Source organism: Paenibacillus sp. QJM3NY_38, from assembly GCF_056173265.1.
In genome coordinates this window covers 6,987,713-7,010,507 of the sequence record NZ_CM149665.1, presented here as the reverse complement: position 1 = coordinate 7,010,507, position 22,795 = coordinate 6,987,713, and the positions used below count along the sequence as shown (strand labels likewise).

At 51.6% G+C, this 22,795-nt stretch carries 22 protein-coding genes; 14 read left to right on the top strand and 8 right to left on the bottom strand.

All coding sequences use genetic code 11. The annotated features are described in order from the left end of the window. Positions 1 to 25: 25 nt before the first annotated feature. The gene (locus tag AC0VZ8_RS32540) at positions 26 to 556 is read left to right on the top strand and encodes a cysteine hydrolase family protein (protein ID WP_475485541.1); all 531 of its coding nucleotides are present in this window, start codon (positions 26 to 28) and stop codon (positions 554 to 556) included. A gap of 72 nt (positions 557 to 628) precedes the next feature. On the opposite strand, the gene AC0VZ8_RS32535 is transcribed toward AC0VZ8_RS32540, so the two are convergent. From AC0VZ8_RS32535 to AC0VZ8_RS32525, 3 genes are all read right to left on the bottom strand, one after another. After that, positions 629 to 1,432, bottom strand: coding sequence for an alkaline phosphatase family protein (locus AC0VZ8_RS32535; protein ID WP_071218694.1), 804 nt, complete (start codon positions 1,430 to 1,432; stop codon positions 629 to 631). Positions 1,433 to 1,527: 95 nt separating this feature from the next. Further along, positions 1,528 to 2,379, bottom strand: a complete 852-nt coding sequence (locus AC0VZ8_RS32530) for a DMT family transporter (RefSeq protein WP_071218695.1) — start codon at positions 2,377 to 2,379, stop codon at positions 1,528 to 1,530. Then, the gene (locus AC0VZ8_RS32525; protein WP_071218696.1) at positions 2,379 to 3,152 is read right to left on the bottom strand and encodes a DeoR/GlpR family DNA-binding transcription regulator; all 774 of its coding nucleotides are present in this window, start codon (positions 3,150 to 3,152) and stop codon (positions 2,379 to 2,381) included. Before AC0VZ8_RS32525 ends, AC0VZ8_RS32530 begins: the two co-directional genes overlap by 1 nt. Positions 3,153 to 3,343: 191 nt before the next feature. On the opposite strand from AC0VZ8_RS32525, the gene AC0VZ8_RS32520 reads away from it, so the two are divergent. Beyond that, a complete protein-coding gene (locus AC0VZ8_RS32520) occupies positions 3,344 to 4,303 on the top strand; it encodes a metallophosphoesterase family protein (RefSeq protein ID WP_475487796.1) in 960 nt (319 codons plus the stop codon). A gap of 92 nt (positions 4,304 to 4,395) precedes the next feature. Here the strand turns inward: AC0VZ8_RS32520 and AC0VZ8_RS32515 are convergent, their stop codons facing one another. Beyond that, on the bottom strand, positions 4,396 to 4,992 hold the full coding sequence (locus tag AC0VZ8_RS32515) for a TetR/AcrR family transcriptional regulator (protein ID WP_071218697.1): 597 nt from the start codon (positions 4,990 to 4,992) through the stop codon (positions 4,396 to 4,398). Between the two features lie 57 nt (positions 4,993 to 5,049). Beyond that, positions 5,050 to 6,531 carry an FAD-dependent oxidoreductase gene (locus tag AC0VZ8_RS32510; RefSeq protein ID WP_071218698.1) on the bottom strand — a complete coding sequence of 494 codons (1,482 nt, stop codon included), beginning with the start codon at positions 6,529 to 6,531 and terminating at the stop codon, positions 5,050 to 5,052. Between the two features lie 307 nt (positions 6,532 to 6,838). Here AC0VZ8_RS32510 and rlmN point away from each other — a divergent pair, with 307 nt between their 5' ends. From rlmN to AC0VZ8_RS32480, 6 genes are all read left to right on the top strand, one after another. Further along, positions 6,839 to 7,900, top strand: coding sequence for a dual-specificity RNA methyltransferase RlmN (gene rlmN, locus AC0VZ8_RS32505; protein ID WP_475485540.1), 1,062 nt, complete (start codon positions 6,839 to 6,841; stop codon positions 7,898 to 7,900). Between the two features lie 145 nt (positions 7,901 to 8,045). Beyond that, complete coding sequence (locus AC0VZ8_RS32500; RefSeq protein WP_475485539.1) at positions 8,046 to 8,516, top strand: DUF3052 domain-containing protein; 471 nt, start codon at positions 8,046 to 8,048, stop codon at positions 8,514 to 8,516. Positions 8,517 to 8,570: 54 nt separating this feature from the next. After that, positions 8,571 to 8,861 carry a DUF6509 family protein gene (locus tag AC0VZ8_RS32495; RefSeq protein ID WP_220687194.1) on the top strand — a complete coding sequence of 97 codons (291 nt, stop codon included), beginning with the start codon at positions 8,571 to 8,573 and terminating at the stop codon, positions 8,859 to 8,861. A gap of 507 nt (positions 8,862 to 9,368) precedes the next feature. Continuing rightward, positions 9,369 to 10,295: a macrolide 2'-phosphotransferase MphI gene (mphI, locus tag AC0VZ8_RS32490; RefSeq protein ID WP_475485538.1), complete on the top strand. Its 927-nt coding sequence runs from the start codon at positions 9,369 to 9,371 to the stop codon at positions 10,293 to 10,295. A 323-nt stretch (positions 10,296 to 10,618) separates the two neighbouring features. After that, positions 10,619 to 11,155, top strand: a complete 537-nt coding sequence (locus AC0VZ8_RS32485; protein ID WP_071218703.1) for a GNAT family N-acetyltransferase — start codon at positions 10,619 to 10,621, stop codon at positions 11,153 to 11,155. A 460-nt stretch (positions 11,156 to 11,615) separates the two neighbouring features. Then, on the top strand, positions 11,616 to 12,434 hold the full coding sequence (locus AC0VZ8_RS32480) for a GNAT family N-acetyltransferase (protein ID WP_475485537.1): 819 nt from the start codon (positions 11,616 to 11,618) through the stop codon (positions 12,432 to 12,434). 69 nt (positions 12,435 to 12,503) lie between these two features. Here the strand turns inward: AC0VZ8_RS32480 and AC0VZ8_RS32475 are convergent, their stop codons facing one another. Further along, the gene (locus tag AC0VZ8_RS32475) at positions 12,504 to 13,394 is read right to left on the bottom strand and encodes a LysR family transcriptional regulator (protein ID WP_260064707.1); all 891 of its coding nucleotides are present in this window, start codon (positions 13,392 to 13,394) and stop codon (positions 12,504 to 12,506) included. Between the two features lie 122 nt (positions 13,395 to 13,516). Between AC0VZ8_RS32475 and AC0VZ8_RS32470 the strand changes: the two genes are divergently transcribed. From AC0VZ8_RS32470 to AC0VZ8_RS32445, 6 genes are all read left to right on the top strand, one after another. Continuing rightward, positions 13,517 to 14,593, top strand: a complete 1,077-nt coding sequence (locus AC0VZ8_RS32470; RefSeq protein WP_220687197.1) for a branched-chain amino acid aminotransferase — start codon at positions 13,517 to 13,519, stop codon at positions 14,591 to 14,593. Between the two features lie 245 nt (positions 14,594 to 14,838). Continuing rightward, the gene (locus tag AC0VZ8_RS32465; RefSeq protein WP_475485536.1) at positions 14,839 to 15,735 is read left to right on the top strand and encodes a helix-turn-helix domain-containing protein; all 897 of its coding nucleotides are present in this window, start codon (positions 14,839 to 14,841) and stop codon (positions 15,733 to 15,735) included. 109 nt (positions 15,736 to 15,844) lie between these two features. Next, complete coding sequence (locus AC0VZ8_RS32460) at positions 15,845 to 16,828, top strand: N-acetylglucosamine kinase (protein ID WP_475485535.1); 984 nt, start codon at positions 15,845 to 15,847, stop codon at positions 16,826 to 16,828. A 65-nt stretch (positions 16,829 to 16,893) separates the two neighbouring features. After that, positions 16,894 to 18,210, top strand: coding sequence for a 6-phospho-beta-glucosidase (locus AC0VZ8_RS32455; protein WP_475485534.1), 1,317 nt, complete (start codon positions 16,894 to 16,896; stop codon positions 18,208 to 18,210). A gap of 242 nt (positions 18,211 to 18,452) precedes the next feature. Further along, positions 18,453 to 19,751, top strand: a complete 1,299-nt coding sequence (locus AC0VZ8_RS32450; protein ID WP_475485533.1) for a phytoene desaturase family protein — start codon at positions 18,453 to 18,455, stop codon at positions 19,749 to 19,751. Beyond that, complete coding sequence (locus AC0VZ8_RS32445; protein ID WP_475485532.1) at positions 19,729 to 20,601, top strand: RNA polymerase sigma-70 factor; 873 nt, start codon at positions 19,729 to 19,731, stop codon at positions 20,599 to 20,601. Before AC0VZ8_RS32450 ends, AC0VZ8_RS32445 begins: the two co-directional genes overlap by 23 nt. Positions 20,602 to 20,666: 65 nt before the next feature. Here the strand turns inward: AC0VZ8_RS32445 and AC0VZ8_RS32440 are convergent, their stop codons facing one another. Beyond that, positions 20,667 to 21,602 carry an SDR family oxidoreductase gene (locus tag AC0VZ8_RS32440; RefSeq protein ID WP_475485531.1) on the bottom strand — a complete coding sequence of 312 codons (936 nt, stop codon included), beginning with the start codon at positions 21,600 to 21,602 and terminating at the stop codon, positions 20,667 to 20,669. After that, the gene (uxuA, locus tag AC0VZ8_RS32435; RefSeq protein WP_475485530.1) at positions 21,599 to 22,696 is read right to left on the bottom strand and encodes a mannonate dehydratase; all 1,098 of its coding nucleotides are present in this window, start codon (positions 22,694 to 22,696) and stop codon (positions 21,599 to 21,601) included. Before uxuA ends, AC0VZ8_RS32440 begins: the two co-directional genes overlap by 4 nt. Positions 22,697 to 22,795 lie beyond the last annotated feature (99 nt).

Below are 22,795 nucleotides of genomic sequence, written 5' to 3'. Positions count from 1 at the left end.
ATGAATCGCACAGGAGGGTGTTGTAGTGAAAAAGAGTGCGCTTTTGGTCATTGATGTACAGAATGAGATGTTTCAAGTGAATGATCCGGTGTTTGAAGGGGATCGATTGCTCCACAATCTCAAGCAGCTGATCGCAAAAGCCAGAAACGGCGGCATTCCTATCCTCTACATACAACATAATGACGAGGGTTTGAGGGCAGGGTCGGAGGCGTGGAAGATTAACCCCGAGATAGCGCCTGCGATGTCGGATACCATCATTCAGAAGACCCGACCGGATTCATTCTATAACACCTCACTTGAAGAGGAACTGAAGCGGCAAGGCATAGAACATGTGATTCTTGCAGGTATGCAGAGTGAGTTATGCGTAGACACCACGTGCAGGAGAGCGTCCAGTCTGGGCTATGATGTCACACTGGTATCCGATGCACACAGCACCTGGAACAATTCGGTGTTAACCGCTCAGCAGATCATAGATCATGTGAACGCTACCCTGAGATGGTTTGCGGACGTGAAGACAACAGAAGAGATCCTCGTTACGAAAGAAGCCGGCGTGTAATCGCCGGCTTTTTATATATGGATAAATGATCATTAATTAGGACGGGCTTCCGCCATAATACGAATTTCTGGATTAGAATATTCCTTCAGGCACCTTGCCTTCCCAGCAATCCGGTGTGTGCAGCCCCAGCACATGACCGATGACGGCGGCCGTGTCCATGATGCTGATCGGAGCGTCGAGAAGGCCGGGTTTTACGCCCGGACCCGTAATCCCCCAGGTGATGGTCATATCCATCGGGTGGTCACTGCCATGGTCATTAGGATGAGCGCCTCCGCCGCCATGGTCCGTAACCGTGATGATCCAAGTGTCTTCCAGCAGCTGCTGATCATCCAGTGCCTTGATTATCATGCCTACGTACTTATCCGTAACGGCAATCTGTAACAGCTGCTTATCGGTACCGAATCCGTACTTGTGGCCCGCGCCGTCGGGGTGATCCAACTGAATGAACATCAGTTTGAAATCGGGCTGCTCATGAATATAATCGACGATGGCTTCCGTCAGCTCGGGGTCCGGTTTGGATTCCATATGAACATTAATGGTATTCTCAATGATTCCTGTGTTGATCGGTTCCCAGCAGCTGAACGCGGACAGAGGAGCATCCGGCCATTGCTGGCGGGCCAGCTTGAATAGTGATGCATAGGGAAAGCTCTCCGGAATTTGCCCGTGGATCGCCCGGTCATTATCAAGACCGTGTTGGTCCGGGCTTACGCCATATAACAACGAGCCCCAACATTCAGCACTGATGCTGGGAAATACGGTCTGCGCATCGTACGAGTAGGCTCCTGCTTGCAGCAGGGCGTGAAGATGCGGTGCATCCGCTTCTTGAACGAACCTGCCTGCCCCATCAATTCCAAGAATAATGACACGTTTAGCCATCGATAGATCCTCCTCGGTAAGACCAATTTGAACTTTAAGCATAGAAGAGACATTATGCAAAATGTGTACAGGATTGCTTGCAGCAATGGCGGTTGCTACCCCCATGAGGCAATGGTGATGATACCCAGCGTGATGAGTACGGACGTAATGATTCGCCGCCAGCCTTGCTGCTCACGCAGAACGATGATGCCGAGCAGAGTGCCGAATACCGTGCTGATTTCACGGACCGGTGCGATGTGCGCAAGCGGCGTAAGCCGCATGGCGAACAGGAATAACAAGTAAGAACCCGGTGCCAGGATCGAGCCCAGCAGAATTGTGCGCCAGTTCAACGACCATTCCTGTTTCAGCCCTCTGGACATTATCACGGGAACGATGAGAGCGACGAAATAACTGATATTGGATAACTGGATTAGCGCGATCGGGGAGACCCCCGCATCCAGAACCGCCTTATCGGTCAGGGTATAACCGGAAATGCAGAGCCCGACCAGGCAAGCATAGATTAAGGCCTTGGGGTTCAGGCTGGAAGGACCTCTGAATCTTAAACCTGACAAAGCAAACAACGAAAAGATAATGATGCTAAGGCCCATATAACCCGCTGCACTTAGATGCTCATGGAACAACACGAGGCTGCACAGCGAGGTCAGCATGGCCCCAAGCCCTCGCATAAACGGGTATACCTGGGACATATCGCCATGGGTATAGGCTTTGGAGAGGAGCGTAATATAGAAGCCCTGAATGGTCATGGACAGCAGCATAAGTCCGTAAATGTGCGGTTCCAGCTTCAGCCCTGACATCTCCATGAGAAAAGAAGGCATCAGGAGGATTAAGGTGACCGAATGGATGCACCACAGAAACACCGATTTATGAATGCTTCGCTTCGTGAACAGATTCCAAAGGGCATGGGTAAGACCGGAAGACAGCACCAACAGCAGGGATAGCAGCTCCATCAGAAATGTCCGATAAGGACTTCAATGCTGCGGGCGGACAGATTATCCACCCATTCCTGCGAACAGCCCGGATCCGTGATAACCATGGAGATGTCCTCCAGTTTGGCGAGCTTCGAGAACGTGGTTACCCCGAGCTTGGTGTGATCGGCAAGAACGATGCCTTCCTCCGAACGCTCCAGCATTTTTCGCGATATGTAGGCTTCATCCAGATCATAATCGGTAATGCCATCGGTTAAAGAAATACCACCGACCGAGATGAACGCTTTATTCACCTTGAACTGTTCCAGCAGCATTTCGGTCAGAGGACCTGTTGCCGCCTGCTTGGTCCGGTTCATATCCCCGCCGATATAAATAATCTTTCCCTGAAAAATCTCCATCGCCAGATTCAGGACAGGCAGCGAATGGGTGATGACCGTCACATCAGACCGGTCTTTAAGATAACGCATGACTTCGATCGTGGTTGTTCCGTTATCCAGCAGAATGGTCTCCCCATCCTTAACTAGGGAGGCGGCGAGTTTACCGATCGCAGCCTTTTCCTCTGCGCATGTCTGGGAACGGCTGGTGAAGGACGGCTCAATCTGCCCGGAACGTGATTTGACGGCGCCGCCGTAAACTTTGCGCAGCTGGCCTTCTTTCTCTAACCGGTCCAAATCCCGGCGGATCGTTTCCGCGGATACCTCCAGCTGCTCTGCAAGGGCGTGAACTCTCACCTTGCCCTCAAGCTCCAATTGATTTAAGATCTTCCCCCTGCGTTCCTCATAGGTTACAGACATAAATTCATTCACCTCAATATTGTGTATGACTGATGTTGACCGAAGATGTGGATTTGATCTTATATTAGGCTGATTAAACGGTGTTGTCAACGAAAAATCATTGACTTTTCGTCGTTTCCTCCACTAATATACACATAAAACCACAAAAATTCATTAAAAAACCACATGCCCATGTAAAGGAGACGGTTATGTTGAAGCCAACTCTTCGATTCGGAGACGATCATACCTTCAAGATTGTGCAATTCACAGATATTCATTGGAAGAATGGGGAGCCGGAGGATCAGATGAGCCGACGCTGCATGGAAACGGTACTGGACCTGGAGCAGCCGGATCTGGTGGTATTTACGGGCGATCTCATTTATTCGGGTGAAGCCGATCCCGGCTGGAAAAAGTGCCAGGATCCAGTGCAGGCCTTCAAGGATGTTGTAAAGACGGTGGAGTTACGTGGAATTCGCTGGGCCTTCGTATTCGGGAATCACGATACGGAAGGAGATGTCACACGTGAAGAGCTTATGGATGCAGCCCTGCAGCACACCTACAACTGTGCAGAGCACGGCTCGCCGGAAATTCATGGCGTGGGGAATTATACGCTTCCTTTATACGGCAACAATGGGGAAGAGACAGCGGCCGTTTTGTACTTCTTCGATTCTGGGAGAGAGTCCGAACATCCTGCTGTTTCGGGGTACGATTGGATTCGGCGCGATCAGATCCGCTGGTATGAGATGGCGTCCTTGGCTTACAGCGCCAAGCGTCAAGGGAATCCGCTGCCGTCATTGGCTTTTTTTCATATCCCTCTGCCGGAGTATCGTGAGGTGTGGGAGCGGAAGCCGTGTTATGGCAGCAAGTTTGAAAGGGTATGCTGTCCAGAGGTGAATACCGGTCTGTTCGCGGCCATGCTGGAGCGGGGCGATGTGATGGGCACGTTCGCCGGACATGATCATATCAATGATTACTGGGGGGAGCTGCACGGCATCCGTCTTTGTTACGGCAGAGCTACCGGTTATGGTACGTATGGCCGGGAAGGCATGCTCCGTGGTGCGAGGGTTATTCGCCTGCATGAAGGACAGCGGCAGTTCGACACTTGGATTACGCTAAGCGACGGCTCGCAGATACGGGAACAGGAGAAGCATGAACCCGAGACGTCCCTCTGATATACGACAATAGTAAAAACACACCTCTTATGAAATGTACGGAAAAGATCCGGATGTTTCATGGGAGGTGTGTTTGGTTTGCGTTATTATCCTTATCCGTTCCTAAGCAGTCGCAGCAGCAGCTCCGCCTTTGGGGGCGTATAGCTCGGGTCCTCTTGGGACTTCAGCGTCATTAATCCCGATAGCACGGATAAATAACAGGCTACGAGCTCTCTCAGATCGCCAGCCGCAATCTCCCCGGCATCCTGCCCTGCTTCGAACAGCGGCATCAACTGGTCAACAAAGGCATGGATGGAATAGCTCTCGATAATCCGCTTGGCCTCTTCGGGCACGCCATCCGAGGTACGTGCTTGCTGAATCAGCATAAAATGCGTATTATCATCCTCTTGGAGAATTATGGAGGTTAGCAATGTAATTTTCTCAAGAGGGGTACCGGGCACGTTATAGATTTCGGAGAGCGCTAGCCGTGCCTCCTCCATCGACCATTGAACGAGCGTGATGAACAACTCGTCTTTGGATTTAAAATAATGATAGAGAAGACCGTGGCTGACCCCGGCTTCACTGGCGATCATGCTCATCTTGGTTCCGAAAATACCTCTTCTGGAAAATACTTTGATAGCTGCTCGCATGATTTGTTCTTTTCGTTCGTCGCGTATTTGATGCAGTTGTTCTTCGTTTAACGGGGCCATTGCGTCCATCCCTCATCATGGTATTCTCTTGCTGATATCAACAATAACGCATTTGATTTATTCGGGCAATCCCATGGATAAGGGCAGAAATTCATTATTAAAGACCGGAATGATCCGGGCGAGTAGTTCTTCCAGCGGCAGGTTTGTCTCCTGTAATACTTGATGGAGCCAAGCTTTACCTTTACCCGTTGGGTCTGCATTCACGAGTGCGGTGATATATTCGGCATTAAACAAATCCTGAGGTGAGGTGAAGAGACCCGTTACCATCATATACTGTTCGAATACGGCCATATCGTTATGATCATAAGCCAGCTCCTGGCATATATCGAACAGACTCTGGGCAAAAGAGAAGCCTTGGGCGGACAGGTGGCCCTCGTATGTCACGCCCGGCCATCTGAGATCCGCGGCTGCGCTAAGCCACCATGCAGGCTCCATGGCGGATTGAATCTTTAGAAGGGCGAAGCGTTCGAATCCCTCCTCAGGCAGTGCTCCATTCTGCATCGATTGCAAGCATTGGTCCAGTGTATCTGCCTGGATGGCGGCCACCGTCATGCCCTGGCCGAATATCGGATCGAAGCTGCATAAAGCATCACCGAGCACCAGCAGACCGGAAGGCCAATCCTCCATCTGCTCGAAATGCTGTCTCAGGCATTCCTCGATCCGGTAGCCGCGCGGGTTTGAGACGGGTTCAAGCTGCTGAAACAAATCTCCGATGGTAGCGCCGAACAGATTTTGTGCCTCCTGGTCGTACAGCTGATGGTTGGTTGTCGGATAAGAGTCTCCTCCCGCGCGGTACAGAACAACCTCCGCAATCTGGTTCTCTATCGGATTAAATACGGCCGTGCCGATACCACGGGAGGGATCTCCTTCGTTCACAATGGTGCTCCACGCCGCGTGGATGTCTTCTGGCACCTTATAATGCCGCGTGCTATAACCAAGGGATATGTGCAGCCTTTCGGCCTCGGGTGGCGCATAACCGAGGTTCTGGAGCCAATCCGATAGCTTGGAACCGCGCCCGCTTGCATCCACGACGATATCTGCATTCATATGAAGGAGTGCCGGCTCTTCGACGCTTCTGTCCCGGAACACCGCGCCGGTAACGGTATTCTTGTCTGCGTCAAACAGCAATTGTTGGGCCGTCAGTTTCGGTAGGAGGGTGACGTTGGGCAGTTTGGCCACTCTGCTGCGCAGCGTCCACTCCAGCAGGGATCGGCTGCATCCCGCATTGCGCTCATCGGGCATTTCCAGCGTGCCGAAGCGGTTGGTCATTTTAACGGACTTATGCGCCCGGGGGTGGGCCCCGTGCTGAACCAGCTCCTCGGTTATGCCGGGGAACCATCGTTCAACGATCATCTTGCCGCGCTCAAGGAAACGGTGCGGATGATAGGCCTGCGGCGTACCCGCCCGAGTCTCCGGTCCTGCCGGAAACTCATCCCGATCCGTGATGATCACCTCTTCGTAATGCTTGGATAACACGGTTGCAGCGAATAGTCCGGCTATGCCTCCACCTAGAATGAGCGCTTTGCCTTTTGTTTTCATTCGAAGACCTCCTGTATAGATTGATTTAGTCAGTCAATGATAAACGGAAAACATCCTCTGAATTTCAAATTTGGATAAAGAAGCAGGACAAATAGCGGTGAATGTCCTTAACGAATGGAGCGATGTCTCCTTTCTACTCTATATTTATGATTGATTGGGTCAGTCAATCATAAGATAAAGGTATTTATTGGATATGTCAATCCTGATTTACGTATAAGAAGCGTGAATTGCCTATAACTCCCCTTGTGTTCGCTTCGGAATTTTGGGACAATAAGGAGTGGACTATGAATAGAAAGAGGACCAATCAATGAACAAACCATCCATTTATGGATTAACATTAGATCAGTTGACGGCTTGGCTAGGCGAGCGTGGACATAAAAAGTTTCGGGCAACACAGGTATGGGAGTGGCTGTATCGGAAGCGGGTCACCGCTTTTTCCGATATGACGGATGTGCATCCGGAATGCTTGCAGCTGCTCGCGGAGCATTATACGATTCTGACCTTGGAGGAGCACACCAAGCAGGAGTCTCTGGACGGAACGGTTAAGTTCCTGTTCAAGCTGGTGGATGGCAATCTGATTGAGACCGTATTAATGCGGCATAAATTCGGTTTGTCGGTCTGTGTGACTACCCAGGTCGGCTGCAACATTGGCTGCAGCTTCTGCGCCAGCGGTTTGCTGAAGAAGAGCCGGGATTTGTCCGCAGCGGAAATTGTGGAGCAGGTCATGCAGGTACAGCTTCACTTGGATCAACAAGGCAACAGCGAGCGGGTCAGCCATCTCGTGGTGATGGGGATCGGGGAGCCGTTTGATAATTATGAGAACATGTCGGATTTCATTCGCGTGATCAAGGATCATAAGGGGCTTGCCATCGGTCCCCGTCATATTACGGTATCGACCAGCGGGCTGGCAAACAAAATCGTCGAGTTCGCGGACAGCGATCTGGGCGTGAATCTCGCCATCTCGCTGCATGCGCCGAATGATGAGATTCGAACCCGCATTATGAAGATTAACAAAGCGATTCCGATCGAGGAGCTGATGGCGGCGATTGATTATTATCTGGAAAAAACGAATCGCCGTATCACGCTGGAGTACATTCTGCTGAAGGATGTGAACGATCAGCGGGAGCATGCGCTTGAGCTGGCAGAGCTTATTGGCGAGCGACGCAATCTGGCAAATGTGAACCTCATTCCGTACAACCCGGTGGATGAGCACAGCCAATATCAGCGCAGCACAAAAGAATCGATTACCTCTTTTTACGATACTTTGAAAAAACAAGGCATCAGCTGCAGCGTTCGTCTGGAGCATGGAACCGACATCGATGCAGCCTGCGGGCAGCTGCGAAGCAAGCAGATCAAGAAAGCGCAGTAACAAGAATAACGCGCAATCCCAGGGGAATTTAACCGCCATGTGGATTGACCAGCTGTAAGGGCGTACCCATTCATTTGGGTATGCTCTTCTTAATAAAATCCGAAGCGTTATATAAAAATTGAATCGAGAGGAAGGATGCTTTAACATGCTGGAGACACATCCAACCGTCAAAAAGCTGCAATTCAAGGACCTCGGCCAACCGATTCTGATGCTAAACGCACCACAGGCCTATCAAGAGGTCATCAATTCCCTGCAAGGGGAAGTTCATACGGAGCCTAAGCAAGTGCCTTACGATTTTGTGCAAGTCTTCGGGACAAGCAATGAGGAATTGCAGCGCTTAGCCAAGATCGCGGCCAGCTCTGTGACTGACAACGGCCTGCTGTGGCTGTGTTACCCCAAGAAATCGTCCAAAACCTACAAGAACTCCGATTGCAGCCGGGAGAGCATTACGGGCATTCTTGCTGACGAAGGCTATGAGCCCGTCCGGCAAATCGCTATCGATGAGGATTGGTCCGCCTTGCGTTACCGTAAAGTGGAGTTGATCAAGTCCATGACCAGATCGTTCGCAGCAACCGCGAAGGGGAAGGAACGGACCGGTCAAGAAGACGATAAATAATTACAAGCTCGATAGGCATACGGGAGATATCAGAGCGATAGAAAGGATGGGAATATGCTGACAATCAAAGAATATAGCGTTGAACTGGTGAAGGATCCATTTGGAATCCTGGCAGGCAAACGCTTTGAGTTTGTATGCGATTTGGACGTGCCGGAGGACGACGAGCTCTATTCGGAGCATGGCGTCTATCTGAGAGTGATTTATCTGGATGACGAAGAGTCTTCGCGCATTGTAAAATACGACTTCTATGAGCGGACAACGGACCAGTACCTGGACTTCGATATGGAGCCCGAGGAAGAGGAAGAACTCTTGACGTTTTGCAAAGAGCATTTGCAGGAAGCGTAAATAGAGCCGGAAGATGAGAACAGGCACGTGCGGAGTGACTTGGTCATTTCTGTGCTGATCTAAACCGATGGAATCTTATTCCAATGAAATGGGAAACATTGACCAAATAGGCCTTGCAAACTACGAATGGTTTTGGTAAAGTTATACACAACTTATAAACGAACGGAGGGTTACGTATGTTGGATTATTCCCGATTGAGATCTTTTCGCGGCTAATGATATAGCGCTAAAGAGACCTGCACAGATGCAGGGTAATCGGGATGAGTCCGTCTTTTTTACGTAACCCATTTTTATGATATGTCTATAAAAATACACTTTTTTTCATTTGCGGGATAACGGTGTTCTCACCTTCCTGTTTTATTTGAATGTGTATTTCGAGTAGGCATTTCAGGAACGGTGGACAGCTTAGACCCGTTCCGGTTACCCAGCACAGGCAGCTCGTTGCCTGTGCTTTTTTGTTGTAATGACGGCCATGATGCAATGTAAAATGGAAGGGGATTGATTCCTTATGACAATAGCAAAACCAAATGATGATTATACACAAGTGATCCAAGAGATGCTGGAGATTGCCGGAAAACACGGGGTGAATTTGATTCCGGAGGGAATAGAGATGAATGAATCCGGCATGGATTTCCTTGTTGGATTCGCAGAGGAGGCAGGGACTGGAGCACGGTGGATTCTGCGGAAACCGAGACGACCGGATGTGCTGGACAGAGCAGATAACGAAGCTCGGGTCCTGAAGCTGATTCAATCCCATCTTTCGGTTGATGTACCGGATTGGCGGATTTACACGCCGGAGCTCATCGCCTATCCGCTGCTTAGCGGGCAGCCTGCCGCTTCCGTCAGCATGGAAGGATATGCATGGAATATGGATCATGAGAATCCGGGAGACGGGTTTATCCGCTCACTGGCTGAAGCGCTGGTTGCCTTGCATGGCGTCGATCATGACGCAGCCCGAGCAGCAGGTCTGCGGGTAAAGAGTCCCCAAGAGGTTCGTGAGGAGACGGCGCGAAATATGGAAGACATCAAGAGCCGTCTGGGCGTTTCCGATGCTCTGTGGGAGAGATGGCAAAAATGGCTGGATGAGGATTCCTATTGGCCGACGCATTCTGCCCTCATCCATGGCGATCTTCACCCCCCGCATATCCTGATTGATGAGCGCGTGCAGGTGACCGGACTTTTGGATTGGACGGAGTCCGAGGTAGCAAGTCCCGCCAAAGACTTCGTGTTATACTACGCTATTTATGGCGAGCATAATCTCCGTGTCCTGTTGGACCGGTATGAACAAGCCGGAGGGAAGGTATGGCCGCGCATGTTCGATCATATTGTCGAACAGCATGCCGCGTATCCCGTGCTGATCGCCCAGTTCGCTCTCCTGACAGGTCAGGAAGAGTATATGACGATGGCGCGGAATGCCTTGGGTTTGACAGAGTAAGCCTCGCAGGAGGATGCGCCAAGGGGTTTATCCCCGTTTGATAAGACTACAAACGCACTGAATACAGCGCTGAGAAAACAAAGAGCCAACCGATGTATACATTCGGTTGGCTCTTTGCATGATATAAATTAACAGAATTCAACATTATTTTGGATGAGCTGTAGGACATATAATAAAATCATGGTGAAATAAGGAGTAGGGTTAACGGATTTTTATTACATTCGTAACGCAATTTACATACCTGTAAACCTCTTGGTAGAGTAAATATGTTATCCTAGACATACTAAACTTACATACATCATTCATTAGGGAGGGGATTGACCGTGAATATTGAGGTACGTTTATGCCCGAAGGAACAGTCATTTATTCTGCATAACATATATCCGCTGTACTTGCATGACATTGCTGAGATATGGGGGGTCCGTCCTAACCGGTTCGGTGTATTTGAAAAAGAGGATGTGCCGACCTTAAGCGAGCAGAGCAAGCAGCTCGATGTGTGGTGGGAGCAGCCATCGGTTCTTTTTCCTTATCTGATCTCCGTAGATGGTATTGCGGCAGGGCTGGCCCTGGTGGCGACCACGCCATACATTCCATCGCCGAATATCCAGTACTACTTGAATGATTTTTTTGTGCTTCGGACTTTTCGAAGACAAGGTGTAGCCCAACGAGCGGCTGAGCTTGTGTTCGATCATTTCCAAGGTGCATGGGAGCTGCAAACGAATCCGACCGAGCGCAATATGAGTACCCAGATTTTTTGGCGAAAAACGTTGAACACGTACACGGGCGGACGATATACGGAGCATGATGGCGTCCATCCGGAGAAGGGGGATATGCTGGTCTTCCGTTTTAATAACAAATGAGATGGAGTCTCCAGCATTTCTTCATAGGTGAAATCGGGCTTGACAGCTGGATGCCGCCGGGAGTAAACTGAGTTAAATTTTTCAAACATGCCAGGATGAGGACGCCAGAGTCGCAAAGGAAGCTGAGCCAGAGAACTGCTGGGTGGTGCGAAGCAGTCAGCGGCGATGCATGGCCATCACCTCGGAGCAGATCCGTTGATCGTTTATAACTTGAGGCGTATCCGGGTATTCCCAGCCGTTATCATGGGGCATCATTGATGGATGATGACAAGAGTGCGTGCACGGCTTGCCGGCGCGAATCAGGGTGGTAACGCGGAGACAAGGCTCCGTCCCTATAGGGGACGGGGCTTTTTTGTGTTTTTTGGGCTGACGGAGACGCTGAAGGCGGCGGGTCCGTGCGATCGGTCCACCACTTGGGCCGGGCAGGGAAAGATCATGTTAGAGAGAGGGAGGCTGAATCATGTTAACGAAGTTGATGCCTCAGGACGAGGTGCTGTACCAGGAAGATTTTATTCAGGATGAGGTGTCATACAATCTGATTCATCTCCTTGCCGGGTCGCCGCAGAACTTGGGGCTGAAATCGCCGGATGGACGCATGATCTTTGCGCAGTCTCCTCGTGGGAATGCATGGTTATGGATTTCCCGGAAGGTTTCCGAAGATAGGCGGCAGCACCTGCTCCAAGCGCTGGTTAGCGAGCTTAAGGAGGTGACCCTGCCTGGGGTGACCGGGGAGCCGGATGTGGCAGAGCAGTTTGCAAGCTGTTACGCAGAGGAACGTCGTGAGACCTACCGTCATCATATGACGATGGAGTCTTATCATGCCCCTGCCGTGAAGCCCCCTCACTTCGTCGAGGGCACCATCAGACAGGCCGCTGCTGAAGATACGCAGCAGGTGGCCCAGTTTCTGGTCGGATTCTCGGAGGATGCTTATGGGGTCCGCGCGAATGCGGCAAGCAAGGTCGAGACGGCGCAGCGACTCATTCAGCAGGGTGGGTTATATTTATGGATAGCCGGCGGCAAAGCGGTCTCGATGGCTAATGTTGCACACCGGTCACCACGGCACGGTCGCATCAACGCTGTATACACGCCGAGGGCTGAACGGAAAAAAGGCTACGCCGGCGCCCTGGTTGCAGACCTCGGACTTCGCTTGCTGCAGGACGGTTTGGTACCCATGCTGTATGCCGATCAGGCCAACCCGGTCTCCAATCGATTGTATCAACATATCGGGTTTAGCCGCTGCGGGACGATTAGCGACTTCAAGTTTGTTAACAATGAATAAGGAATAATGAATCCGCTAAAGCGGCACGGCTTGGACAAAGCCGGGGAAGACGAAGGGCATCAACAAATGTTATTCTATAAAGGTAGCTAAAAAATGCATAGCCCGATTGGATAGTACATGATCCCGGAGCCAGACAATACCCACATCCGACTGGAAATCAGCGCTCGTAATGGACAGTGTCCGAATGTTGGGAATCGTAAATGAGGACATCACTGACTCGGGTAAAATGGTGGCGCCGATGCCTTCCGCTACCAATGCAACGATAATGGCAACGCTGGAGCATTCGCATATGACACGCGGTTCAAGCTCGCCGCGCTTAAATTCTTGTATTACCCGCTCGTGCATGCCGATTGTCTGATCGGTTTTTAAGGACAAGAACGGATATTCCGCGAGCTCGCGCATCGAGATTTCCGTATGGGAGGATACACTTTCCCAGCTGCTTGGAAGGACCGCGACGAACGGGTCGGAGGGCAAAGGCTGAACGGCATAACGCTCCGGCCCGAAGCTGGATTCGAAAGGGAGCCGGGTCACCGCAAGCTCGATATTGCGCTTGTCGAGCTGATCCGCCAACAGGGAGTGATCGCCTTCCCGGATCTTGAAGGTGACCTCAGGATATTGCTGCCGAAAGATATGGATGCGCTGCGGCAGGAGCGAAATACAGGAGACGACGGCACCGATGGAGAGCATGCCGCGGATTCCCGCGTGGATCTCCTTTACCTCGGTTAGCGTTTCATTGAACTGGTTCAGCAGGGACGCGGCTCTGTTCTGAAGCAGCTCGCCTGCGTGGGTGAGCTGAAGCTGCTTGCCGCTGCGTTCAAACAGCAGAACCCCGAGCTCTTCCTCCATCAGTTTCAGCTGACGGCTTAATGGAGGCTGCTCCATATTGAGCTGTTTCGCTGCACGCGTGATCTGCCCTTCCTGTGCAATCGTCAGGAAATATCGCAGCTGTCGAATATCCATGTTCATACCCCCTGTCCATACCTTTAAGGTATGGTATCCCTATAAATCAGATATTTTTAATATAGGGTATCCATTGATATGATTCAACTAATAACGTTTGCAAAATAAGGAGATGTGTGCACATGACTTACACGATACCCGTGGAATTAACGACGACCCCGAAGACAAAGCCGAGCCACCATAAACAGGCTTTCGGCACGGTATTTACGGACCACATGTTTATTCTCGATTATGACGCAAGTCAAGGCTGGCACGATCCGCGCGTCGTTCCGTATCAGCCGATCGAACTGGACCCTGCCGCCAAGGTATTTCACTATGGGCAGACCGTATTTGAAGGCTTGAAGGCTTACTTGACGGAAGATGAGCGAATCCTCATGTTCCGCCCGAACAAAAATATTCAGCGGCTTAACCTGTCCAACCAGCGACTGAGCATTCCGGCATTGGACGAGGAGCTCGTTATGGAAGCGCTCAAGCAGCTCGTGCTCGTGGATCGTGACTGGATTCCTTCCGAGCCGGGCACATCGCTCTATATCCGTCCATTTGTGATCGCAACCGAGCCTGTGCTTGGCGTAGCGCCATCGCTGCAATACAAGTTCATGATTATCCTATCGGTGGTCGGTTCGTATTATGCGGAAGGCATCAATCCGGTCAGCATTTACGTGGAGCCTAAATACGTGCGTGCCGTAGCCGGCGGCGTAGGCAATGCCAAGACAGCTGGCAACTATGCGGCAGGTTTGAAGGCACAGGATGAAGCAACGCTGAAGGGATACTCGCAGGTGCTGTGGCTCGATGGCGTACATCGCAAATATATTGAGGAAGTCGGCAGCATGAACGTGTTCTTCAAGCTGGGTGATACGGTCGTTACCCCAGCACTGAATGGCAGCATCCTGGATGGAGTTACCCGGAACTCCGTCATCCAGCTGCTTCAGCACTGGAATATCCCGGTAGAAGAGCGGGCCATCTCCATTGATGAGATCGTGGAGGCCCATCGCAGCGGATTGCTGACCGAAGCTTTTGGCACCGGCACTGCAGCGGTTATTTCGCCGATTGGTTCCCTGGAATGGCAGGATGAGCAATTGAAGATTGGTGAGGGAGCAACGGGCGAACTCTCCAAACGCGTATATGACGCCATCACGGGCATCCAGCTCGGAACGGTTGAGGATCCGTTCGGCTGGACGGTGGAGCTTGCATTATCTTAATGAACCTTCCTATAAAGACTCTGTCTCAGGCATACTGAGGCAGGTCTTTTTTTAGTAATAGGAAGTATACCCTTCAAGTGACTTACCCTGCCTATTTTCGCAGGAGAACATCCGGGTGGGTGGAGTGCGGCCTGTGTTCTGAGGAAATACGTCGATAAACGTTTTAAGTATAATAAGCGCTCATGTTACGATAAGGGTAAATTGTTGATACGTTGATGTCTGAAGGCATGGAGGTGCTTTTTTTAGTGAATCGTCCGCAGAGTGTCGTTCCTGATGCTATAGATTTTACGAACGCTGCTTTTCCTTTTACAGCGTCGACCACGCACGGCATATTTGCCGGAGCCCAGCGCCTGCATTGGCATCATGCTTTGGAGCTCAATTATATTCAGAGCGGGACCGGATTTATTCTGATCAACGGGATGAAACTCCAGTTTCAGCAGGGGGATATTATTTTCATCAACAGCAATGATCTTCACCGGGCGTATGAGACTGAGAACCTGGTGATGGATGTCATTATGTTCGAGCCTTCGTTATTATCCATTGACCTCAAGTTCGATCCGGATCTGATGGCTCCCTTCCGTTCGCTCGGAAACATAGAGAGGCAGTCCCCCGTGCACGATGAATTGGCTCACCTGCTGGGGCGCATGATGGAGGAGTATCAAGCCCGAGGTACAGCATATATGAGCCTGATCCGCTCGGATCTTATTCGTTTCCTGAGTTTGGCAAACCGCCATCTCTCGATTCCGGCTCAAGCGAACAGGCCGATCAAGGGCAGGGGAATGCATGCGTTAAAAGAAGTCCTGCGCACGATGGAGTTTCAGCTGGACTACAGCTGGACGCTGCAGGAGCTGTCGGACTTAACGCATCTGAGCCCTTCCCGGTTCAGCGCTCTGTTCCAGCAGGCGGTCGGCACTTCACCGCACCATTATCTGATTCAGCTGCGTTTGACGCATGCCGTGCACTTGCTAGAGACGACGGACCAGAAAATTATCGAGATTGCGGAATCCTGCGGGTTTCGGAATCTGTCTAATTTCAATCGTCTGTTCAAGCAGCATGTCGGCGCATCGCCAAGCGAAATTCGGGAGCGTGCTTATGCCGGCACTCCTATAATCCCCTCCACTTCAAAAACCAAGAAACAGTAAGATAGTATCACTCCTTGATCGTATAACAGTAGATGGATGCCAGTGGAAGCGGTATCTTAAATATATACCACCACATGACGCCGCTGGATGGCGGGTAGGAGTGAAATGCATGAGTTTGTATCTGGGTGTAGATGCCGGCGGTAGTAAGACACACGCCGTGATCTGCGATGAACAAGGGAACATTCTTGGCAAGGGAGCGTCTGGGAACGGCAATCACCAGATTCACCGTGAACATGCGGCCCGTAATATTGAGGAAGCCTGCAATGCGGCTCTTCAAGAGGCTGGAGCTGCCAAAGAAGATATCAGTTATGCTTATTTCGGCTTGGCCGGAGCAGATCGGGAAGCCGATTATGAGATCCTGCGTCCGATGATCGGGGCTCTCGGTTATCCTAAGCATGATATCGCATGCGATACCATGATCGGGATGAGGGCTGGAACGAGCCGTCCGTATGGCGCTGCATTGATCTGCGGTACGGGCTTCAACAGCGCGGCCCGAAATCGTGCGGGAGAAGAGCTGCAGTATGGAGGCTTTGGCTTCTTGTATGGAGACGGCTACGCAGGCGGTTCCGGATTTGCCACGCTGGCTTTTCGGGCAGTCATTCGGGCCTGGGATGAGCGGGGACCGGCAACCTTATTGACATCGCTCGTACTGGGGCAATTGGGATATACGTCTGTAGAACCGATGTATGAGGATGTCCTCTACGGCAAGACGAAGGTTCCGCCAAGCCTCGTGAAGACCCTGTTCCAGGCAGCTGAAGCAGGTGACGAGGTAGCCACCCGAATTCTTGAGAATGAAGGCGAAGAGCTGGCCAATGCGGTATGTACGCTGATCCGGCGGCTGGACATGACGGATGAAGCCTTTGACATTGTCTATATCGGCAGCGTGCTGAACAGGCCGAACAGCTCGATCCTGACGGATGCGATCGAGCGGATCGTTGCGGTCCGGGCACCGCATGCAACCTGTGTAAGACTGACATCCGATCCGGTTTCCGGCGCGCTTCTCTGCGCGATGGACGCTGACGGTCATGCCATTGATGCACAGACGGAGGCCAAACTGAAAGCATTTACGTTTGAGCAGGCAACCACAGCCTGATCAGTTTATCGTTGGATAAAAACCTGATAAATACGGATTGATACCATACCTTGGAGGCGATTAACGTGGCAGCAGGATTAAAGATAGCGGTCATCGGGGGAGGTTCCTCCTATACCCCGGAAATTGTTGAAGGTTTCATTCGCAATTATGAGCAAATGCCGATTCGCGAACTATGGTTCGTTGACATTGAAGAAGGCAAGCATAAGCTGGAGATTGTAGGCAATCTGGCCAAACGCATGGTGAAAGAGTCGGGCCTGCCGATCGAGGTTCACCTGACGTTGGATCGCAGACAAGCGATTGCGGGTGCCGATTTTGTGACAACCCAGATGCGTGTCGGCCTGCTCGCGGCACGTAAACAGGATGAGCATATTCCGATTAAACACGGCGTCATCGGGCAGGAGACGACGGGCCCGGGCGGCATGCTGAAGGCGCTGCGCACGGTTCCGGTGATTCTGGACATTTGCCGTGATATCGAGGAGCTGGCACCGAATGCATGGATGCTGAATTTCACGAATCCGGCGGGTATCGTCACGGAGGCGGTTGCTAAGCACAGTAAGGTGAAATCGGTCGGTCTGTGCAACTCGCCGATTAACTTTCAGAAGTTCCTGGCGGCGGAGTATGGCGTGTCGGAGAAGGACGTACTGGCCGAGTTTGTCGGGATCAACCATCTGCACTGGGTGACGTCCGCTATCGTTAACGGGGAAGAGAAGATGCCGGAGCTGCTGGACGGCGGCAAATCGTATACGGCAAAGAACGTGCCGACCTTCGGCTGGGATGCGGACTTTATCCGCTCGCTTGGAGCGATCCCGACGTATTATCTTAAATATTTCTACATGACCGATACGATGTTTGCGGATATGAAGGCATCGCTGGAGAAGGACGGAACCCGAGCGGACGTGGTCAGCCGCGTTGAACAGGAGCTGTTTGAGCTTTACAAGGATGAGAATTTGGCCGTGAAACCGAAGCAGCTGGAGCAGCGGGGCGGCGCTTATTACTCTGAAGCGGCAGTCAACCTGATGACGTCCATCTACAATGACCGCCATGATATCCAGACATTGAATGTCGCAAACGGCAATATCTATGATTTCCTGCCTGCGGATGCCAGCATCGAGATCAACTGCGTGGTTACGGGCCAAGGGCCAATACCGCTGGCTCCGCAAAAGGTTCCTTCCCATGTGAAGGGACTGATGCATGCGGTGAAAGTGTACGAACAATTGACGATCGAAGCGGCCATTACCGGTGATCGTGGTATTGCGCTGCAAGCACTGGTTCACCATCCGCTGGTGCCTTCCGTAAGTATAGCGAAGCAGCTGCTGGGTGAAATGCTGGAGGCGAACAAAAAGTACTTGCCGGCTTTTTTTAAGCCGGAGGCTGTGCTGTAAGGCGGAATGAAGCCCAAACGTGCGATTATGATATAGAGCCATGCAAAACCCCTCTTCGAAATTGAAGAGGGGTTTTATTGAAATCATCAGAAAGTATAACTTCGAAGCTTGTGGCTTCCTGATATATTATAGGAGTCCTGAAATCATGAATGACATTACTTTTCGGTTTGGACCTTCATTTCTGTCACATCTCGATGCCCTCGCCCGTCATACCCGTATAAAACCGAAAGGGATGATGACGGATGCTAAAATATGATGTAGCCGTTGTAGGTGGAGGCGTAGCCGGTTTAACAGCTGCAATCTATGCGGCAAGAGCCGGGAAGCAAACGATACTCGTTGAAAAGCAGGAGCGTTTAGGTGGTCGGGCTATGACCCATAAGAAGAAGGGAGCCTACTTCAATCTGGGCGGGCATGCCTTATATCATGGAGATGCCCTTTCAACCTTTCGCGAATTAGGGCTCCAATTGCCGGGAGGCCAACCTTCGATTGACGGGTACGGGATTTGGAAAGGGAAATTAAGTCCGTTGCCCATGGGCGTGAAATCCCTATTCACCACCCCTCTATTATCCTGGAAGGGCAAGATGGAGCTCGGCGCCTGGCTTGCGAAATTAGGTAAACTGGATACGCAGCTGTACGACAACATGAGTCTGCGCGAATGGATTGAAGATAACGTGCAGGATCCGATGGTACGAAATTTATTCTATTCGCTACTACGTACAGCGAGTTATGTGGTAGCCCCTGACCTGCAGGCTGCCGGTCCTGTACTGCAGCAGCTTAAGCATGCGCTTAAGGGAGTGCTGTATCTGGATCGGGGCTGGGGGGCCATGGTCGATGAATTAAAACAAAAGGCTCTGGAGCAGGGAGTTCAAATCATAACGAAGAATAAAGTCATTTCGGTTGAGCATCACGAGGGAAAGGTACGGCACGTCCTTTGCGGCGATGGCATGAAAATAGAAGCAAACCATATTATTCTTACCACACCGCCAGCTGTCGCTCATGAACTGGTGCCCCATGCAGAAGAAACCGCCCTTCATACTTGGAAGGAGCAGGCGGTCGAAGTGACAGCGGCTTGCTTGGATGTAGCCCTGCGTCGTCTTCCGGAACCGAAGCAGCAGTTTGTGTACGGCCTCGATCAAACCGTCTTTCTCTCGAATCAATCCCGAGCGGCTTACCTTAGTGATGATGGCGCACAAGTCATAACCTTGCTTAAGTATCAAGGCAAGGAGAAGGATGCAAGAAGGGATCTGCAGGAATTAGAAGAAACCTTAGACTTGGTGCAGCCCGGTTGGCGCAACGAGCTCGTGGAGAAACAATACCTTCCTAACATCACGGTTTGCCACGATTTTATGCATGTGAAACGCCAGGAGAACCCGGGTCCAGCCGTTCCTGAAATCATCGGGTTGTATGTAGCGGGAGAATGGGCAGCGCACGGCGAACTCTTGGTAGATGCTGCAACTGCAAGCGCCAAGCGGGCTGTACAGCATATACTCTCGCTTGAAAGTGAGGAAAGGACCCCGAATGAGCACAGAGTTATTGTATAAAAGCTATCGATCCGCTCTGTTCTCGTTAGCTTACCGGATGCTGGGAAGTGTGATGGATGCGGAAGATATCGTACAGGAGGCCTTCATCAGCTATAACCAATTGCCCCATCCGGAGGACATTCGCAATGAGAGAGCGTTTCTGTACAAAATCGTAACGAATCGCTGCTTGGATTTGCTGCGCTCTTCTGCCAAAAAGCGCGAGCTGTACGTCGGTCCCTGGCTGCCGGAACCCTTGATCGAGAATATGGCATCAGAGACGGACCCTTCGCTTATCGTAGAACAGCAAGAGTCTATTTCTACAGCATACCTGCTGCTCCTTCAGCAGCTGAACGCGGTGGAAAGAGCTGTTTTTCTTCTCCGTGAGATTTTCCATTATTCCTATGACGAAATTGCTGAAATTCTGGGAAAAAGCAGTGCCAATTGCCGTCAAATCTTCCGCCGCGCTAAGAGCAGCATTCATTTTGAACCTGATCAGAGACCCTCGATATCGGTGGCGGAGGTGCAAATCAAGGAATTTGTGGATTCCCTCTTGCAGGGGAACACGAATAAGCTGCTGGAGCTGTTAAGCGAAAATGTCGTGCTCTACTCGGATGGCGGCGGTAAAGTCAGAGCGGCGCAAATTCCTGTGGTTGGAGTTCATAAAGTGATCCAATTGCATCTGAACCTGCTTAAAATGTATGAAGGACAATATGCGTACTCTTATCTTACCGTCAATGGTCTGCCGGGAATGCGGATCTGGTTGGATAATGGTGTCCAATTTATTTATTCTTTTGCTTTTAAGAACCATCGGATCGAAACGATTTATACCGTGGCAAATCCGGATAAACTCAGGCATATACAGTTGCCGTGATGCAAAAAAACAGGGCCGGTTTAAGATCAAAGGATCTTAAGTCGGCCCTGCTGCATAGTAATCCGTTATACGCCGGAATAAGCCATGAAGCCGCCGTCAACGGGAATCACCGTTCCGGTGACGAACCCGGAGGTCTGATCATCCACAAGCCAGAGCAGGGTGCCGAGCAGATCCTCCGGCACGCCGAACCGTCTCATAGGGGTATGGGAGATGATTTTATGAGAGCGCTCGGTTAACGAACCATCGCTATGGGTCAGCAGATTGCGGTTCTGCTCGGTCAGGAAGAAGCCTGGCGCGATCGCATTCACGCGAATGCCGGATTCCGCGAGATGCACGGACAGCCACTGCGTGAAGTTGTTGATGGCCGCTTTGGCTGCACTGTAAGCCGGGACCTTGGTCATCGGGCTGGGTGCGCTCATGGACGAGATATTCAGCACGACGGCCCCGGGACGTCCCAGCATCCCTTCCGCAAAGACTTGCGTCGGTATCAGCGTGCCGATGAAGTTCAAATCGAATACGCTGCGGAAGCCAGGTACGCTTAACCCGAAAAAGGTTGTCAGATCCGGCTGCCCCACATCCTCCGGACGGAAAATTTCGTTGGTTGTATTCGCGTCTTTCCGGTTACCGCCGGCTCCGTTAATGAGGATATCGCAGGGGCCGAAAGACTCGCGCACAGCCTTCTCCGCTTGCCGGACGCTTTCCACATCCGTTACATCGCAGGAAACGGCAATCGCTGTACCGCCGGCGGCCGTAATTTCATCCGCCACCTGCTGCCCTTTCTCGGCCGTACGATTCAAGACGGCGACCTTGGCACCTTGCCGGCCCAGCTCCAAAGCCATCGCCCGGCACAATACGCCGGAGCCGCCCGTAATGACAACCGTCTTCCCGTTTAATGACGGATGAATGGGAAGGGATGGCGTCGCTTGCGATGCGGACTCAACAGAAGCTTTGCTTGATCCGGGTTCGGCTGTACCCGCTGCATGGATATTTGCCTCACTCATTGTACGGCCTCCTTCAGCTCGGCTGGACTTCCCGCGCGCTCCCGGCTGTAAGCGTCCCACAGCCCCCAGAGATACATAATGCCCAAGGCGCGGTCATACAGGCCGTAACCCGGACGGCACTGCTCGCCCCAGATATGCCGACCGTGATCGGGCCTTACGTATCCGGTGAAACCGTTGTCATGATAGGCCTGCACAATGCCGGAAATATCAACGGTACCGTCCTCGGTACGGTGGGACGTTTCAATGAAGTCGCCGTTATCAAAGACGCGTACATTCCGGATGTGCGCAAACGGAATCCGGTCGTGGAACTCATGGATCATGGAGACGATGTCATTGTCCGGATTGGCGCCAAGCGATCCGCTGCACAGGGTCAAGCTGTTCGCCGGGCTATCATATAGCTTGAGAAATCTCCGCAGATTCTCCTGGCTGGTGATGACCCGCGGCAGACCGAAGATCGGCCAAGGCGGATCATCCGGGTGAATGGCCATTCGAATGCCGTTCTTCTCGGCAGCCGGGATGACGGCGCTTAGGAAATATTCGAGGTTACGCCACAGATCGTCCTCGGTAACGCCGCGGTATGCTTCGAACAGGGAGGTCAGATGCGCCAAACGCTCCGGTTCCCAACCTGGCATCGTAAGCTTGCTGTTTCGGTTGATCGTCTGTACCAGCTCCATCGGATCAATGCCGTGGATCTTGGCCTTCTCAAAGAAGAGAGCCGTCGATCCATCGGCAGTCTGCTTATGGAGATCGGTTCTAGCCCAGTCAAACACCGGCATGAAATTGTAGCAGATGACTTTGACGCCGACCTGGCCCAATTTCTCAATTGTCCGAATGTAGTTGGCTATATACTGATCCCGCGAGGGCAGCCCAAGCTTGATATCCTCATGCACATTCACGCTTTCCACGACATCAATATGAAGGCCGTACGCTTTTGCCTGGTCTGCGATTTCTTCAATTCGCTCCATCGGCCATTCCTCGCCGACAGAAATATCGTGAAGTGCCCATACGATGCCCTCCACGCCGGGGATTTGTCTAATCTGATCAAGCGAGACCGTATCGTTGCCCTCGCCAAACCACCTGAATACCATGCGCATTTCTTCACCGCCTTTACAAGTTTAAGGAGTTAACGCAAAGCTGCTGGGAATTTTGCAAGTTACGAGTGCACCGCCAAGATGGAGAGTAGCGAGTCGGTT